Below are 14,966 nucleotides of genomic sequence, written 5' to 3'. Positions count from 1 at the left end.
CTTGCGCAAATTAGCCTGTTCTATATGTTATCATTTTTTTATTTCCATTTCTTGCAAAATGGTTCAGACTATGTCTTCATTTTGAATTTTATCGTCAGCTCCCCCGGCCCGACGACATGGACGCGGACGCCCTGTTCACGCGCAGCGCTCAACTCCGCCCCCCGGTCCCGGTTCCCCGGTCTCCCCCTGAGCCTTGCTGGACGAGACGGTACCGGGCCAAATCACTCCACGACAGGGCTACTTACACATTGGTCATGAAGTGACGCGTGACGATCACCCGTGGAGCGCGGCATCGCTGGTTCGGGTGGTTAGCCCGAAGCGGTCGCATGGGGGCGCTTTCTCGGAACACAGATGGTGATCGACGGGGATGCGACGCGGCGAGCGGCGTGGCCCGTTCGGTCCAGTGTCGATGTGATCGAAGGAGAAAAACATGTTCGCTTTTCGCCGTACTGTGGTCGCCGCTGTTCTCGCCTCTGTCGGTCTCGTCTCGCTCACCGTCCCCGGAGCCCAGGCCGAGCCGGCGAACACTCCGACCGTCGCGGCGGCGAGGGCGGCCGCCGCGGTCCCGGTGGACACCCCTGTTCACCTCATCGAGAACGTCAGCAACCGAGGCGCCACGATCGAGGTCTACGCCAACTGGGACTACGCGCTGCTGACCAACGACAGGGGCAGCAAGGGCACCAAGGTCATCTTCCGTCAGCAGGGCGACGGGTACACCATCGAGAGCACCTTCGGTCACTGGAGCGGCTACACCTACTGGCACGGCGTGGGCAACGGCATCAAGCTGGACACGCGCGAGAACGCCACCGTCTTCAAGGTGGTCCCCTCGTCCCGTGGATTCCTGATCGCGGACCGGCACGACAACTACGCCACCTACCCCTCCAACGGCAAGGGCTGGTTCCAGCTGTTCAACACGGTGCTGCCCAACTTCCGCGAGTTCGCCTACTTCCGCATCGAGGAGTGACCAGCACCCGTGCCGGCGCCCGGCCGACCGGGCGCCGGCGCCGGAGCGCCTCCGCCGAAGAACAGCCCGCCGGCCGAAGCGGCCCGCCGGGCCGGGAGTTCCGGGCCCACCCCCACGGCCAGGCCTCGACGTGATGCTGCTCGCTCTCCGTTGAAGCAGGCGGTGGGCGTCTCCCGCGGTTCCAGGGTGTGCCGCGCCCTCTGCGCTACAACACTCGCTCGCCGCCGCGCCAGACCGCCGTGGCCAGCGGGACGCCCGGGCGGTAGGCCAGGTGGACGTGGGAGGGGGCGTCGAGGAGGACCAGGTCCGCGCGGGCGCCGGGGGTGAGGCGGCCGATGTCCTCGCGGCGCAGGGCGGCGGCCCCACCGGCGGTGGCGGACCAGAGCGCCTCGTCGGGCGTCATGCCCATGTCCCGTACGGCGAGGGCGATGCAGAACGGCATGGAGGAGGTGAAGGAGGAGCCGGGGTTGCAGTCCGTGGACAGGGCCACGGTCACGCCCGCGTCCAGGAGGCGGCGGGCGTCCGGCCACTCGGCGCGGGTGGAGAACTCGGCTCCGGGGAGCAGGGTCGCGACGGTGCCGCCGCTCGCGAGGGCGTCCACGTCGGCCTGGGTGAGGTGGGTGCAGTGGTCGGCGGAGGCGGCGTCGAGTTCGACGGCGAGCTGGACGCCGGGGCCGTAGGACAGCTGGTTGGCGTGGACGCGGGGGTGCAGGCCGCGCGCCTTGCCGGCGGTGAGGATGGCGCGGGCCTGGTCGCCGTCGAAGGCGCCCTTCTCGCAGAAGACGTCGATCCAGCGGGCGTGCGGCGCGCACGCCTCCAGCATCGGGCCGGTGACGAGGTCGACGTAGCCGGCCGGGTCGTCGGCGTAGTCGGGGGAGACGATGTGCGCGCCGAGGTAGGTCACCTCGTCGGTGTGGCGGGCGGCGATGCGCAGGGCGCGGGCCTCGTCGTCGACGGTGAGCCCGTAGCCGGACTTGGTCTCGAAGGTGGTCGTGCCCTGGCGCAGGGCCTCGCGCAGATAGCGGGTGAGGTTGGCTTCGAGGGCCTCGTCGGTGGCGGCGCGGGTGGCGGCGACGGTGGTGCGGATGCCGCCGGCGGCGTACGGCTGCCCGGACATGCGGGCGTTGAACTCGGCGGTGCGGTCGCCCGCGAAGACCAGGTGGGAGTGGGAGTCGACGAAGCCGGGGACGACGGCCCGGCCGCCGGCGTCGACCCGATTGTCAGTGGCGGGTGCTTTGCTGGCTTCACCGATCCAGGAGACGCGGTCGCCGTCGATGACGACGGCCGCGTCCCGGATCAGGCCGAGGGGGGATCCGTCACCGAGGGAGGGGTCGTTGGTGACCAGGCTGGCGATGTTGGTGATGACGGTCGCCGTCGCCGCGACGGCGCTGTTCGTCGTGGCGGGGGCGGGCGTCGCCGCGGGGGTGTTCGTGGTCTCCGGACCGCTGCTCATGGTGAGGGATGCCTCCTTCGGTCGTGCGGGCTTCGGTCGTGCGGGCGCGGGTGCGGGTGGTGCCGGTCGCGTCAGTCGCGTCAGTCGCGCAGTGCGGCGATCGCGTCCGCCAGCGCCCGGGGGACGTCCGGGACCCGGGCGTGGGCGCCGTCCCGCACGACGTGGCGGCCTCCCACGACCGTATGCCGCACATCCGCTGCCGACGCGGCGAATACCGCCGTCTCGGCTGCCAGACGCGGTGGCGGCCCCGCTGTCCTGACCGAGTCGAGCGCGATCGTCGTGAAGTCGGCGAGCGCGCCCGCCGCCAGGCGGCCCGCGTCGGGCCAGCCGAGGGCCGCGTGGCCGTCGGCGGTGGCGGCGCGCAGCAGCGCGGCGGCCGTCCAGTGGCCGCGCGTGCGGGTGCGCAGGCGCTCGTCGAGCTCCATCGCGCGCGCCTCCTCCAGCAGGTCGATCACCGCGTGGCTGTCGCTGCCCAGCGACAGGGGCGAGCCGGCCTTCTGGAGGGCGGCGGCGGGGCCGATGCCGTCGGCCAGGTCGCGTTCGGTCGTCGGGCACATGCAGGTGCCGGTGGCCGAGCCGCCGAGCAGGGCGATGTCCTCGTCGGTGAGGTGGGTGTTGTGGACGCCGGTGGTGTGCGCGCCGAGCACGCCGTGATCGGCGAGCAGGCGGGTGGGGGTCCGGCCGTGCGCCGCGAGGCACGCCTCGTTCTCCGCCGTCTGCTCGGAGAGGTGGACGTGCAGCGGCGCCCGGCGCTCGGCGGCCCACTGGGCGACCGTGGACAGCTGGTCGGCGGGGACGGCGCGTACGGAGTGGATGGCGGCGCCCACGCGGGCGTGCTCCCGCTCCTTCAGCAGCGCGGCGCGCTCGGCCCAGGCCTCGGCGGTGCCGTCGGAGAAGCGCAGCTGGTGGTCGTTGGGCGGTTCGCCGAAGCCGCTCGACAGATACGCCGTATCGAGCAGCGTGATCCGGATGCCCGCCTCGCCGGCCGCCGCGACGAGCGCCTCGCCCATGGCGTTGGGATCGGCGTAGGGGGCGCCGCCGGGCGCGTGGTGCAGGTAGTGGAACTCTCCGACGGCGGTGATGCCGGCGAGCGCCATCTCGGCGTACGTCGCCCGCGCGAGCGCCTGGTACGTGTCCGGGGTGAGCCGCTGGGCGACCCCGTACATGACCTCGCGCCAGGTCCAGAAGGTGCCGCTGCCTACCTGTACGGAGCCGCGCAGGGCCCGGTGGAAGGCGTGGCTGTGCGCGTTGGCGAGGCCCGGGAGCGTCAGGCCCCGCAGGACGGTCGCGCCCGGCGGCGGGGTGGCGACGCCGGTGCGGACGGCGGCGATCCGGCCGTCCGCACCGGCTTCGAGGACCACGCCCGACTCGACCGCCGGGTCCAGCCAGGCGTGCTCCAGCCAGTACGTGATCACGCGCATGCCAGCCCTTCCAGTACGTCGGCGAGGGCGTGGACGCCCGCCACGCAGTCGTCCTCGGTCGCGGACTCCGCCGGGGAGTGCGAGACGCCCGTGGGGTTCCGTACGAACAGCATGGCCGTCGGGATGGAGGCCGACAGGATGCCCGCGTCATGCCCGGCGCCGGTGCCGAGGACCGGGATGCCGCCGCCGAGGATCTTGGCGAGCTCGTCGCGCAGCGCGTGCTCGAACTCGACGACCGGCGTGAAGGACTCCCGCACGACCGTGAGGTCGATCCCGTGCCGGTCGGCGTACTCGCGCGCCGCCCGCTCGATGCCGGACACGACGGTGTCCAGCGTCTCCTGGTCGGCCGCGCGCGAGTCCAGCCAGCCGCGTACCAGCGAGGGGATGGCGTTGACGCCGTTCGGCTCCACGGCGATCTTGCCGAAGGTGGCCACCGCGCCCGCCAGTTCCGCCTCGCGGCGGGCGGCGAGCACGGTCTCGGCGTACGTCAGCATCGGGTCGCGCCGGTCGACCAGCCGGGTGGTGCCGGCGTGGTTGGCCTCGCCGTGGAAGTCGTACCGCCAGCGGCCGTGCGGCCAGATGGCGGAGGCGATGCCGACCGGGTCGCCGGACAGGTCCAGGGCCCGGCCCTGCTCGACGTGGAGTTCGACGAACGCGCCGATGCGCGCGAGCCGCTCCGGGTCCGGGCCGATGGCCTCCGGGTCGTACCCGGCCTCCTCCATGGCCCGCGGCAGCGGGACGCCGTCGCCGTCGCGCAGCGCGTACGCCGCCTCCTTGGTCAGCTGCCCGGCGGTCAGCCGGGAGCCGACGCAGGCGAGGCCGAAGCGGGCGCCCTCCTCGTCACCGAAATTGGTGACGGCGACCGGCCGGTGGAACTCCACACCCCTGCGGCGGAGTTCGTCCAGCGCGGCGAAGGAGGACACCACGCCCAGCGGGCCGTCGAAGGCGCCGCCGTCCGGGACGGAGTCCAGGTGCGAGCCGGTGACGATCGCGCCCTCGCCGAGGGGGTCGCCGAGCCAGGACCACTGGTTGCCGTTGCGGTCCGTCTCGTACGTGAGGCCGCGCGCCTCCGCCTGCGCCCGGAACCAGGCGCGGCAGTCGCGGTCGGCCTCCGTCCAGGCGTACCGGCGGTAGCCGCCGGAGGCCGGGTTCCGGCCCACCGGCAGCAGGTCCCGCCACATCTCGTGGAAGGTCGGGAGCGTCACGCGTCGTCACCCTCGCGCATCGGGACCCGGACACCCTTCTCGTCCGCGACCGTCTCGGCGATGTCGTAACCGGCGTCCACGTGCCGGATGACACCCATGCCCGGGTCGTTGGTCAGGACGCGGCGGATCTTCTCGCCCGCCAGCGGCGTGCCGTCGGCGACCGTGACCTGGCCCGCGTGGAGGGAGCGGCCCATGCCGACGCCGCCGCCGTGGTGGAGGGAGACCCAGGAGGCGCCGGAGGCGACGTTCACCATGGCGTTGAGGAGCGGCCAGTCGGCGATGGCGTCCGAGCCGTCGAGCATGGCCTCGGTCTCGCGGTACGGGGAGGCGACGGAGCCGCAGTCGAGGTGGTCGCGGCCGATGACGACCGGCGCGGAGAGCTCGCCGCTCGCCACCATGTCGTTGAAGCGCTCGCCCGCGCGGTCGCGCTCGCCGTAGCCGAGCCAGCAGATGCGGGCGGGCAGGCCCTGGAAGTGGACGCGCTCGCCGGCCATCTTGATCCACCGGGCGAGGGACTCGTTCTCGGGGAACAGGTCGAGGATCGCGCGGTCGGTGGCGGCGATGTCCTTGGGGTCGCCGGACAGGGCGGCCCAGCGGAAGGGTCCCTTGCCCTCGCAGAAGAGGGGCCGGATGTAGGCGGGCACGAAGCCGGGGAAGGCGAAGGCCCGGTCGTAGCCGGCGAGCTGCGCCTCGCCGCGGATGGAGTTGCCGTAGTCGAAGACCTCGGCGCCCGCGTCCATGAAGCCGACCATGGCCTCCACGTGCCGGGCCATCGATTCGCGGGCCCGCTGGGTGAAGTCGGCGGGCTTCTCGGCGGCGTACGACGCCATGTCCTCGAAGGTGACGCCGACCGGCAGGTAGGCGAGCGGGTCGTGGGCCGAGGTCTGGTCGGTGACGATGTCGATGGGCGCGCCCATGGCGAGCAGCTGCGGGACGAGCTCGGCGGCGTTGCCGAGGACGCCGATGGAGAGCGGCTTGCGGGCGTCGCGGGCCTCGGTGGCGAGGGCGAGGGCGTGGTCGAGGGAGTCGGCCTTCACGTCGAGGTAGCGGTGCTCGATGCGGCGCTCGATGGCGCGCGGGTCGCAGTCGATGCAGATCGCGACGCCGTCGTTCATCGTCACGGCGAGCGGCTGGGCGCCGCCCATGCCGCCGAGACCGGCCGTCAGGGTGATGGTCCCGGCCAGGGTGCCGCCGAACTTCTTCGCGGCGACGGCGGCGAACGTCTCGTACGTGCCCTGGAGGATGCCCTGGGTGCCGATGTAGATCCACGAACCGGCGGTCATCTGCCCGTACATGGTCAGGCCGAGCTGCTCCAGGCGCCGGAACTCCTCCCAGTTCGCCCAGTCGCCCACCAGGTTGGAGTTGGCGATGAGGACGCGCGGCGCCCACTCGTGCGTCTGCATGACGCCGACCGGGCGGCCGGACTGGACGAGCATCGTCTCGTCCTGCTTCAGGGTCCGCAGCGTACGGACCATGGCGTCGAACGAACGCCAGTCGCGCGCGGCCTTGCCGGTGCCGCCGTAGACGACGAGCTTGTCGGGGTGCTCGGCGACCTCGGGGTCGAGGTTGTTCTGCAGCATCCGCAGGGCGGCTTCCTGCTGCCATCCCAGGGCGCTCAGTTCCGTACCGCGCGGGGCCCGTACGGGGCGGGGTCCTGACATGGGGGTGCCTCCTCGAAACGACTGCACGAAGACGTGTGGGAACGAAGACGTGTGGGACGTGTTGCAGAATCAGTTATTCACATACTGACCTGCTGAATAGAAGTAGTCAACGGCTGCGGTCGCGCACGCCGGGTGATTGGCTGGAGCACATGGCTTCGAACCGTCGCGATCAAGCCGTACGAGCACCCCGCGAGCAGGTCGCACCAGCCCCACGCGACCAGGCCGTGCGGGCAACCCGCGATCAGGCCGTGCGAGCCGCGGTCGACCAGGGCCTCCTCACCGAGACCGAGCCCGTCGTCGCGCTCCTCGACACCGACGGCGTCCGCGCCTCCGCCGCCGCCCTGCGCGCTGCCTTCGCCGCCGTCACCGACGCGCCCGTGCTGCACGCCTTCGCCGTCAAGGCCTGCCCGCTCGTCCCCGTTCTGCGCCTGCTGTACGAGGCGGGGCTCGGCGCCGAGGTCGCGAGCCCCGGCGAGCTGGCCCTGGCCCGCGCCGCGGGGGTCGACCCGGCCCGGATCGTCCTCGACTCGCCGGCCAAGACGCCCGCCGAGCTGCGCGAGGCCCTCGCCCTCGGAATCGCCGTCAACGCCGACAACCCGCAGGAGCTCGCCCGTATCGACGCCCTGCTCGCGCAGGCGCCGAGCGCCTCGCCCCTCGGGCTGCGCGTGAACCCGCAGATCGGCGGCGGCACCATCGACGCCCTGTCCACCGCCACCGCCACCTCCAAGTTCGGCGTGGCGCTGCGCGACGAGGGCGCCCGCGCCCGCGTCGTCCAGGCGTACCTCGACCGCCCCCGGCTCACCCGGCTGCACACCCACTCCGGCTCCCAGGGCCTGCCGCTGTCGCTCCTCGTCACCGGTGTCCGCGCGGCGTACGAACTCGCCGAGGAGATCAACGCAGCCGCCGGGCGCCGCCAGGTCGACACCCTCGACATCGGCGGCGGCCTCCCGGTGAACTTCGCCTCCGACGAGGAGACCCCGACGTACGCCGCGTACGCCCGCCTCCTCGCCACCGAGGTGCCCGGGCTGTTCGACGGGCGCTACGGCCTGGTGACCGAGTTCGGCCGGTCGCTGCTGGCCAAGCACGGCACGGTCCTCGCCCGCGTCGAGTACACCAAGACGTCCGGCTCCCGGCCCATCGCCGTCACCCACGCGGGCGTCCAGGTCGCCACCCGTACCGTCTACGACCCCGCCTCCTGGCCGCTGAGGATCGCCGCGTACGACGCGCAGGGGCTGCCCAAGGAGGACGGCCCGGCCGTCGACCAGGACGTGGCGGGCCCCGCCTGCTTCGCGGGCGACCTCCTCGCCGTCGCGCGCCCGCTGCCACTCCTCGAACCGGGCGACGTGGTGGCGGCGCTGGACACCGGGGCGTACTACTTCGCGCACCACTACGCGTACAACTCCCTGCCCCGCCCCGGCGTGTACGGCTACGCCGCGGGCGACGACGGGACGGTCCGCTTCGCCACCGTGCGGCCGCCGCAGAGCGTCGCCGAGATCGTCGCCGAGGCGGGCGGCGGTCACCCGGACGCGCTGGTGTCCCCGGACGCGCCGGTGCGCCCGGTCGCGCCGGTGCGCCCAGACGCATCAGCGTCCGACTGACGCCGTGTCTCCGGGGCACAACCTCCCCATGGCCACGCACGTACCCGAGCAGGAGCAGGGCCCCGGAGATGACACCGCGCTCAAGCGGGCCATCGGGCCGAAGCTGCTCATCCTCTTCGTCATCGGCGACATCCTGGGCACCGGTATCTACGCCACCACCGGCAAGGTCGCCGGCAAGATCGGCGGCGCGCTCTGGCTGCCGTTCGCCATCGGCTTCGTCGTCGCGATCCTGACGGCGGCGTCGTACGTCGAACTCGTCGGCAAGTACCCGAAGGCGGCGGGAGCGGCCCTCTACACCCAGAAGGCGTTCAAGGTCCCCTTCCTGACCTTCATCGTCGCCTTCATGGTGATGTGCTCGGGGCTCTCGTCCGCGAGCGCCGCCGCGCGGGCCTTCAGCGGGGACTACCTCGCCGAGTTCACCGGGGGCGTGGTCCCGCCGACGCTGATCGCGATCCTGTTCATCCTCGCCCTCGCGGCGCTCAACCTGCGGGGCGTGTCGGAGTCGGTGAAGACGAACGTCGTCCTCACCGTCGTCGAACTGACGGGCCTGCTCGTCATCCTCACCATCGGCGCGTGGGCGGTCCTGACGGGCGAGGGCGAGCCGTCGCGCCTCGGCGACCTCACGGCGACCGGCACGGGGTACGCGCTGCTCACCGGCGTCCTCGGCGCGACCGCGCTGGGCTTCTTCGCCTTCGTCGGCTTCGAGGACTCGGTCAACATGGCCGAGGAGACCCGCGACCCGGTCCGCACCTTCCCCCGGGCGATCTTCACCGGCGTCGCCGTCACCGGCACCATTTACGTCCTGGTGGCGTTGGTCTCCTCGCTCCTCGTCGACCACCGCACGCTGGAGAAGTCCAGCGGACCGCTGCTGGAGGTGGTCAAGGCGGGCGGGCTGGACTTCCCGCCCAAGGCGTTCGCGCTGATCGCGCTGTTCGCCGTCACCAACTCGGCGCTGATCAACATCATGATGGCCTCGCGGCTCTGCTACGGCATGGCCAACGAGCGGATCCTGCCGCGCGCCATGGGCCGCGTGCTCGCGGTGCGGCGCACGCCGGTCGTCGGCATCGTCTTCGTCGCGCTCCTGGCCATCGGCCTCGTCTCGACGGGCGAGATCGAGGGGCTCGGCGACACCACCGCGTTCCTGCTGCTGTGCGTCTTCGCGGTGGTCAACATCGCGGTGCTCGTGCTGCGCCGCGACCGCGTCGGACACGCGCACTTCCGTACGCCGACGGCGCTGCCGGTCCTCGGGGCGCTCACGTCCCTGATCCTGGCGAGCCCGCTCGCGGACCGGGAGGCGGACGTGTACGTCCGGGCGGGCGTGCTGCTGGCGATCGGCATCGCACTGTGGGCGGTCAACAAGCTGGTGCTGCGCGTACGCGGCGAGGGGTGAGGCCCGGGGGGCGCGGGTCCGACGTGTGAGGCGAACCGTACCGCCCGGGGCGCATGTTCCGTTGGAAAATGCCAGAACTCCCTCCGAGCGGGCGAACGTTGCGTAACGTCGCCGTCACTGCCGTGTCCACGCAACGGGGAACAGGGAGGCGAGCCCGCGTGCCCGGAATCGATGAGTGCCTGCTCCACGCCATGACCGTGCCGGGCGCGCGGGGAGCAGCCCTCGTCGACTGGACGAGCGGTCTGGCGCTGGGGGTGATCGGGGACTCCCCGGTGGGCGACCACGAGACGACCGCCGCCGAGACGGCCGAACTGGCGCGGGCGGCGGCCGAGTACGAGTCGTTCGCCCGGCCCGAGGAGTTACGCGACGGCGCCTTGTCCGACGACGAGCTCCCTGACGCCGGGTTACGCGACGGCGGCTCCCCCAAGGGCCCGCCCGTCGAGGACGTCATCGTCACCACCCGCTCCGGCTACCACGTCCTGCGCTTCGTCGAGACGACCTTCGACAGCAGCGTCTTCCTCCACCTCTGGCTCGACCGCTCCACCGGCAACCTCGCGCTCGCCCGCCTCCGCCTGCGCGACCTCGCGGAACGGCTGGTCCTCGGATGACCGTCGTCTCGCCCCTGCTGCTGCGGCTGGCCGCCGAAAGCGCCACCGGCGCACTGCTGCGCGACCACGGCACGCTGCACGTCGTCGACGGCCGCGTGGTGCACGCCGAGAGCCCCGTCGCACCCGGCCTCGACGTCCTGCTCACGGCGGGCGGCCGACTGCCCCCGGACCGGCGGCTCGGCGACGGCGAGCTGGAGATCTGCCGCCTCGGCGCCCTGTACGACGCGGCGTTCTTCGCGCTCACCCCCGGCAGCGGCCCGACCCGCTTCCGCTACGGGCCCGTCGCCGTTCCGGGCCCGGTACCCCCCGTACGCCCCGTCCCGCTCGTCGACGTGGAGCGCGAGACCCGGCGCCGCCGCGAGCTGCTGGACGGCGTGTGGCCGTACCCGGCCGTGGACGCCGCGCCCGTGGTGCCCCGCCCGGCGGCCCCCGGCCAGACCCTCACCCTGCGGCAGCGGGCGCTCCTCGCGTACGCCGACGGCACGCGTACGCCGGTGGAGCTGGCCCGTGCGCTGGGGCGGCCCGCCTTCCACACGCTGCTGGAGGTGCGGCGGCTCGCGGCGGCCGGGCTGGTCGCGACGCCGCTCGAACCGGCGCCGCCGCCCCCGCGCTGGCTGCCGCCGTCCGTCCCCGACCCGGACACCGCCCTGCTCCGCCGGCTCCGCGACGCCCTGGAGGCCCACCTGTGACGACGACCCGCACGGCAGCCCACGAGGAAGCCCAAGCCCAGGTGCTCGGCGAGCTCAGACGCCTGCGGGCCCGGCTCCCGCAGCTGACCGGGGCCCTCGCGGCGAGCGCCGACGGCCTGGTCCTCGCCCACGACACGGGCGGCGGCGGCAGCACCGCCGAGGGCGTCGCCGCGCTGACGGCCGCCGCGCTCGGCGTGGCCCAGCGGCTCACCGACGCGACCGGCCAGGGCGGCTTCCGCGAGCTGCTGGTCCGCGGCGAGGAGGGCTACGTCGCCACGTACGCGGCGGGTAGCTCGGCCGTCCTCACGCTCCTCGCGGAGCCCCGCGTCAACGTCGGCCGCCTCCACCTGGAGGCCCGGCGCTCCAGCGCCCGTATCGGCAGCGTGGTCGACGCCGCGCTCGTACCGCAGCAGCGGCCGCCCGCGCGGCCCCCGATCCCGCCCCGCCCGTCCCACACACCGCCGTCCCCCACACCGCCGCCCCCCACACCGCCGTCCCAGACACCGAAGGAAGCGTGAGCACGCGATGGCCAACGTCGAAACCGCCCTGAAGGAAACCACCACGATCGACGGCGCGTTGGGCGCCGCGCTCGTCGACTACACCAGCGGCATGGCCCTCGGCACGATAGGCGGCGGGAAGGACCTCGACCTGGCGATCGCCGCGGCGGGCAACACCGACGTCGTCCGCGCCAAGGTCCGCACGATGGAGATGCTCGGCCTCAAGGACGAGATCGAGGACATCCTGATCACCCTGGGCACCCAGTACCACCTCATCCGGCTCCTCAAGAGCCGCGGCGGTGCGGGCCTGTTCCTGTACCTGGCGCTCGACAAGGAGCGGTCCAACCTGGCGATGGCCCGCCACCACCTGCGGCGCATCGAGTCCGAACTCGAAGTGTGAGCCGCGCTCAGCGGCGACGCCGCCCCCCGCCGGGTGCGGCGTCGCCCGCGGCGATGCCCGTGGTGCGGTACGCGCGCACGGGCTTGCCGGCCGGGCCCTTGGCGAGCCGGTCGGCACACACCCACAGCAGCGTCTCGTGCCGGTGCTCCCAGCGGCCCAGCCACACGGCCTTCAGCCACAGCCCCGCGCCGGCCCCGGCCAGCCACAGCCCGCCCGCGCCGGGCAGCGCGAAGGAGAGGCCGAGCGCGGCCAGGAAGGCCCCCAGCAGCCACCAGCGGCGGGAGCGGCGCCAGGCCCGGACGGTCACGGCCCGGTCCTGGAGGAAGTCGGCGCGCGCGGCCCGGGTGGCCTCCCCGGCCAGGCGCGTGTACCGCGCGCGCCGCGCGAGGGCCACCGCGGCGGCCGTCACCAGGAACAGCGCGGCCCCGGTGAGCAGTCCGATGCGCCGCCCGGTCAGCCCGGGCACCAGCGCCCCGAGCCCGGCGGCCGGCAACCCCGCCCACCACAGGGGTGCCGCCCCCGCTCGTACGACCACGGCCACTCTCGCCAGCGCCTGACCGCCCCGCGCCACGTCCGCCTCCTCAACGCTCCCGACATCAGCTGCTTCTGTCGCGGCGGAAGGCTAGCGCCCTTCCCTTAACGTCTCCTGAGAGAGGCCATCACTCCACGAAGAGGCCGCGGGCCGCCGCCCCCGCGTCGAACTCCTCCAGGCGCGCCTGCGCGTCCGGCAGCCCGTCGCACATCGCCTCCAGCAGCACCCGCCCCAGCAGCATCGGCGCGCACGCCGTGTCGAAGGCGAGTCCGGTGCCGACGGCCGCCGGGAGCAGGACGTCGCTGTGCTTGGCGACCGGCGCGAACGCCGAGTCCGCGACCGTCACCACCGTCAGTCCGGCCTCCCGCGCGTGCGCGAGCGCCTCGACGCCCTCCTTGGGGTGGCGGGGCAGCGCGAAGCAGAGCAGCACCGTGGCCCCGGCCCGTACGGCGCCGTCGATCCGGTCCACGAGCATGGTGCCGCCCTCGTCCAGCAGCCGGACGTCGGGGTGGACCTTGGCGGCGAAGTACGCGAAGCCGCGCGCCTGCGAGGAGGCGGCCCGCAGCCCGAGCACGGGCAGCGGCCGCGAGGAGGCGAGCAGCCGCCCGGCCCGCTCCACGGGCTCGGGATCGGCGAGCAGCCCGGCGAGGTGGCGCAGGTTCTCGATCTCGGCGTGGACGGCCTGCTGGTACTCGTTGAACTCCGAGGCCCCGGCCGGCACCGGCTCGGCGGGCGCCACCTCGCGCAGGTACTTGCGCAGGCCCGGGTAGCCGTCGAAGCCGAGGGCGACCGCGAACCGGGTCACGGACGGCTGGCTCACCCCGGCCAGCTCGGCGAGCTCCACGCTCGACAGGAACGGCACGTCCGCGGCGCGCCGCACCATCCAGTGCGCGATCCTGCGCTGCGTCGGCGTCAGCCGGTGCCCTTCGAAGAGCGCCTGCATCCGCGCGGCGGGACTGTCGCTCACGGTGTCCGTCCCCCTGTCCATTCAGTCCTGCACAAGTGTGCATGACTCTATGCACCGACTGCACCCCCGGAGACCCCCGGCCCCGCGGCCACCGGGTCACCGCCCGCGCCGGGTGCCCTCCGCTCAGAAGTCCGCCACCACCTGCACATCGGCTCTGCCCACGGACTCCAGGCCCCACATCCGCGTGTAGCGGTCCCGGATGTACTCGATGTCGGAGTCCCGGGCCTGCGCCGCCGACCTCGGGTACAGCACGATCAGTTCGTACGAACGCTCGCTGTTGATGGAGCCGGTCTTGTCGCGCCACTGCCCGTGGCCCTCCTGGAGGGTGAGGCCGGAGGGGAAGCGGGGCGTGATGTGGTCGTCCAGGAACTTCATGAACTGCTCCTCGGTGATCGGCGGAGCGCCGTTGTGGCGACCGGTGCCGAAGAACAGGTGCGTCTCGACGTACGGCTCACCGCGCAGGACGGGGGCGGCGGCCTGCTGCGCCGGCTGGGCCGGCGCGGCCCAGCCGGCGACGGTGTCGGCCGCCCCCGCCACGACGACGGCGGCGGTGGCGAGGTGGAGCAGGCGCGAGGTGGTTCCTGACAGCACGGGTGTCCTCCGGAGGTTCTCGGGTTCCTTGGTTCGTTGCACGGACGGGTGAGGGTGCGGGGTCAGCGCGGGAGGAGGCGGGCGAGGTGCCGTGCCGTCTCGCGCGGACCGCGCGGCACACCGCGCCCGCGTTCGATGGCCCGCGTCGCGGCCTCCAGGGCCCGGAGGGCGCGTACGGACCCCATGGCCGGGACCGTCCCGGACTCGACCAGGCCCGACAGCCACGCGTCCGCCTCGCGCCACGCCCCGGCCCGCGCGAGGACGTGACCGAGCTCGGCGGCGAACAGGGACCGGTAGGCGGGCCCGTCGCCCGCCTCCGTCGCCGTGTGCAGCAACGACGCCGCCCGCTCCGTATCGCCCAGGTCGGCGAGGGCGAGCCCGTGGTGGCCGTCGAGCTCGGCGCGGTCGAACCACCAGGCCCACTCGGGGTCCTTCGCGCCGGGCCCGTCGGCGTGCAGCTCGTGGGCGAGGCGCAGCGACCGCAGCGCCGCACGCCGGTCCAGGCGCTGGGCGTGGGCGCGGGCCTCGCGTACGTGGAAGAGGGCGGCCACCCGCGTCGGCAGGCCCTTGCGCGCGAGGACGGCCGAGGAGATGCGCAGCGAGTCGCCGGGGCGCCCGAGGTGGGCCGCCTGCATGCTCAGCACGGACAGGGTCAGCAGTTCGATGGAGCGGTCCTCGTCGCCGAGTCCACGGGCCAGGGCGAGGGCGCGCCGGTTGAGGCGGTACGAGAGCGCGTGCTGCTCGGCGTCGAACAGGATCCAGGCGGCGACCTCGAAGAACTCGGCGAGATCGGCCGGAACGGCGAGACCGGCGGGGGCCGCCGCAGGAGGCGGCGGGCCGGGGTGCCGCAGGACCGCGGCGACGGCGCGCACGGCCACGGGCGCGGCGCTGCGCGCCCCGGACGCCCGGTCGATCGCCAGCAGCTCCGCCGTCATGGCCGCGATGTCGCGCGGGGACCGGAACGTTTCCTCCGTCCCTTCCATACGCGGG

At 73.5% G+C, this 14,966-nt stretch carries 15 protein-coding genes; 7 read left to right on the top strand and 8 right to left on the bottom strand.

Annotated elements, in window-relative coordinates:
* Window positions 1-430 precede the first annotated feature (430 nt).
* Window positions 431-964 carry a hypothetical protein gene (locus AB0A69_RS11180; protein WP_361418386.1) on the top strand — a complete coding sequence of 178 codons (534 nt, stop codon included), beginning with the start codon at window positions 431-433 and terminating at the stop codon, window positions 962-964.
* A gap of 205 nt (window positions 965-1,169) precedes the next feature.
* Here the strand turns inward: AB0A69_RS11180 and hutI are convergent, their stop codons facing one another.
* The 4 genes from hutI to hutU form a co-directional block, all read right to left on the bottom strand.
* Window positions 1,170-2,417 carry an imidazolonepropionase gene (gene hutI, locus AB0A69_RS11175; RefSeq protein WP_361418384.1) on the bottom strand — a complete coding sequence of 416 codons (1,248 nt, stop codon included), beginning with the start codon at window positions 2,415-2,417 and terminating at the stop codon, window positions 1,170-1,172.
* Window positions 2,418-2,497: 80 nt separating this feature from the next.
* Window positions 2,498-3,838, bottom strand: a complete 1,341-nt coding sequence (locus AB0A69_RS11170) for a formimidoylglutamate deiminase (RefSeq protein WP_361418382.1) — start codon at window positions 3,836-3,838, stop codon at window positions 2,498-2,500.
* Entirely contained in the window at window positions 3,829-5,019 is a 1,191-nt protein-coding gene (locus AB0A69_RS11165) for an allantoate amidohydrolase (protein ID WP_361418474.1), read from the bottom strand. The genes AB0A69_RS11170 and AB0A69_RS11165 overlap by 10 nt, the downstream gene beginning before the upstream one ends.
* Window positions 5,020-5,039: 20 nt before the next feature.
* Window positions 5,040-6,704: a urocanate hydratase gene (gene hutU, locus AB0A69_RS11160; RefSeq protein WP_361418379.1), complete on the bottom strand. Its 1,665-nt coding sequence runs from the start codon at window positions 6,702-6,704 to the stop codon at window positions 5,040-5,042.
* 149 nt (window positions 6,705-6,853) lie between these two features.
* Between hutU and AB0A69_RS11155 the strand changes: the two genes are divergently transcribed.
* The 6 genes from AB0A69_RS11155 to AB0A69_RS11130 all read left to right on the top strand — a co-directional run bounded on the left by AB0A69_RS11155 (window position 6,854) and on the right by AB0A69_RS11130 (window position 11,886).
* The gene (locus AB0A69_RS11155) at window positions 6,854-8,302 is read left to right on the top strand and encodes a diaminopimelate decarboxylase (RefSeq protein WP_361418376.1); all 1,449 of its coding nucleotides are present in this window, start codon (window positions 6,854-6,856) and stop codon (window positions 8,300-8,302) included.
* 28 nt (window positions 8,303-8,330) lie between these two features.
* Window positions 8,331-9,692: an APC family permease gene (locus AB0A69_RS11150; protein ID WP_361418373.1), complete on the top strand. Its 1,362-nt coding sequence runs from the start codon at window positions 8,331-8,333 to the stop codon at window positions 9,690-9,692.
* Window positions 9,693-9,850: 158 nt separating this feature from the next.
* Window positions 9,851-10,300 carry a hypothetical protein gene (locus AB0A69_RS11145; RefSeq protein ID WP_361418370.1) on the top strand — a complete coding sequence of 150 codons (450 nt, stop codon included), beginning with the start codon at window positions 9,851-9,853 and terminating at the stop codon, window positions 10,298-10,300.
* Complete coding sequence (locus AB0A69_RS11140) at window positions 10,297-10,989, top strand: transcriptional regulator (protein WP_361418367.1); 693 nt, start codon at window positions 10,297-10,299, stop codon at window positions 10,987-10,989. Before AB0A69_RS11145 ends, AB0A69_RS11140 begins: the two co-directional genes overlap by 4 nt.
* Window positions 10,986-11,507 (top strand): roadblock/LC7 domain-containing protein, encoded by a 522-nt coding sequence (locus tag AB0A69_RS11135; protein WP_361418364.1) that lies wholly within the window; start codon window positions 10,986-10,988, stop codon window positions 11,505-11,507. Before AB0A69_RS11140 ends, AB0A69_RS11135 begins: the two co-directional genes overlap by 4 nt.
* Window positions 11,508-11,514: 7 nt before the next feature.
* A complete protein-coding gene (locus AB0A69_RS11130; protein ID WP_361418361.1) occupies window positions 11,515-11,886 on the top strand; it encodes a hypothetical protein in 372 nt (123 codons plus the stop codon).
* 7 nt (window positions 11,887-11,893) lie between these two features.
* Here the strand turns inward: AB0A69_RS11130 and AB0A69_RS11125 are convergent, their stop codons facing one another.
* The 4 genes from AB0A69_RS11125 to AB0A69_RS11110 all read right to left on the bottom strand — a co-directional run bounded on the left by AB0A69_RS11125 (window position 11,894) and on the right by AB0A69_RS11110 (window position 14,959).
* A complete protein-coding gene (locus AB0A69_RS11125) occupies window positions 11,894-12,457 on the bottom strand; it encodes a hypothetical protein (RefSeq protein WP_361418358.1) in 564 nt (187 codons plus the stop codon).
* An 88-nt stretch (window positions 12,458-12,545) separates the two neighbouring features.
* Complete coding sequence (locus AB0A69_RS11120) at window positions 12,546-13,385, bottom strand: MurR/RpiR family transcriptional regulator (RefSeq protein ID WP_361418354.1); 840 nt, start codon at window positions 13,383-13,385, stop codon at window positions 12,546-12,548.
* Window positions 13,386-13,508: 123 nt separating this feature from the next.
* On the bottom strand, window positions 13,509-13,976 hold the full coding sequence (locus AB0A69_RS11115) for a DUF3574 domain-containing protein (RefSeq protein ID WP_361418352.1): 468 nt from the start codon (window positions 13,974-13,976) through the stop codon (window positions 13,509-13,511).
* 62 nt (window positions 13,977-14,038) lie between these two features.
* A complete protein-coding gene (locus AB0A69_RS11110; RefSeq protein ID WP_361418349.1) occupies window positions 14,039-14,959 on the bottom strand; it encodes a DNA-binding protein in 921 nt (306 codons plus the stop codon).
* Between the last annotated feature and the right edge of the window lie 7 nt (window positions 14,960-14,966).

Source organism: Streptomyces sp. NPDC045431 (assembly GCF_040646655.1).
GTDB lineage: Bacteria > Actinomycetota > Actinomycetes > Streptomycetales > Streptomycetaceae > Streptomyces.
The sequence above is the reverse complement of the archived record's forward strand: the minus strand, read 5'-3'. Positions and strand labels throughout refer to the sequence as shown.

Bases quoted from the DNA above. Each gene is read 5' to 3' on its own strand.
- AB0A69_RS11130 (WP_361418361.1), top strand. From the start codon at position 11,515: ATGGCCAACGTCGAAACCGCCCTGAAGGAAACCACCACGATCGACGGC.
- AB0A69_RS11180 (WP_361418386.1), top strand. From the start codon at position 431: ATGTTCGCTTTTCGCCGTACTGTGGTCGCCGCTGTTCTCGCCTCTGTC.
- AB0A69_RS11170 (WP_361418382.1), bottom strand. From the start codon at position 3,838: ATGCGCGTGATCACGTACTGGCTGGAGCACGCCTGGCTGGACCCGGCG.
- AB0A69_RS11155 (WP_361418376.1), top strand. From the start codon at position 6,854: ATGGCTTCGAACCGTCGCGATCAAGCCGTACGAGCACCCCGCGAGCAG.
- AB0A69_RS11110 (WP_361418349.1), bottom strand. From the start codon at position 14,959: ATGGAAGGGACGGAGGAAACGTTCCGGTCCCCGCGCGACATCGCGGCC.
- AB0A69_RS11165 (WP_361418474.1), bottom strand. From the start codon at position 5,019: ATGTGGCGGGACCTGCTGCCGGTGGGCCGGAACCCGGCCTCCGGCGGC.
- hutU (WP_361418379.1), bottom strand. From the start codon at position 6,704: ATGTCAGGACCCCGCCCCGTACGGGCCCCGCGCGGTACGGAACTGAGC.
- hutI (WP_361418384.1), bottom strand. From the start codon at position 2,417: ATGAGCAGCGGTCCGGAGACCACGAACACCCCCGCGGCGACGCCCGCC.
- AB0A69_RS11150 (WP_361418373.1), top strand. From the start codon at position 8,331: ATGGCCACGCACGTACCCGAGCAGGAGCAGGGCCCCGGAGATGACACC.
- AB0A69_RS11140 (WP_361418367.1), top strand. From the start codon at position 10,297: ATGACCGTCGTCTCGCCCCTGCTGCTGCGGCTGGCCGCCGAAAGCGCC.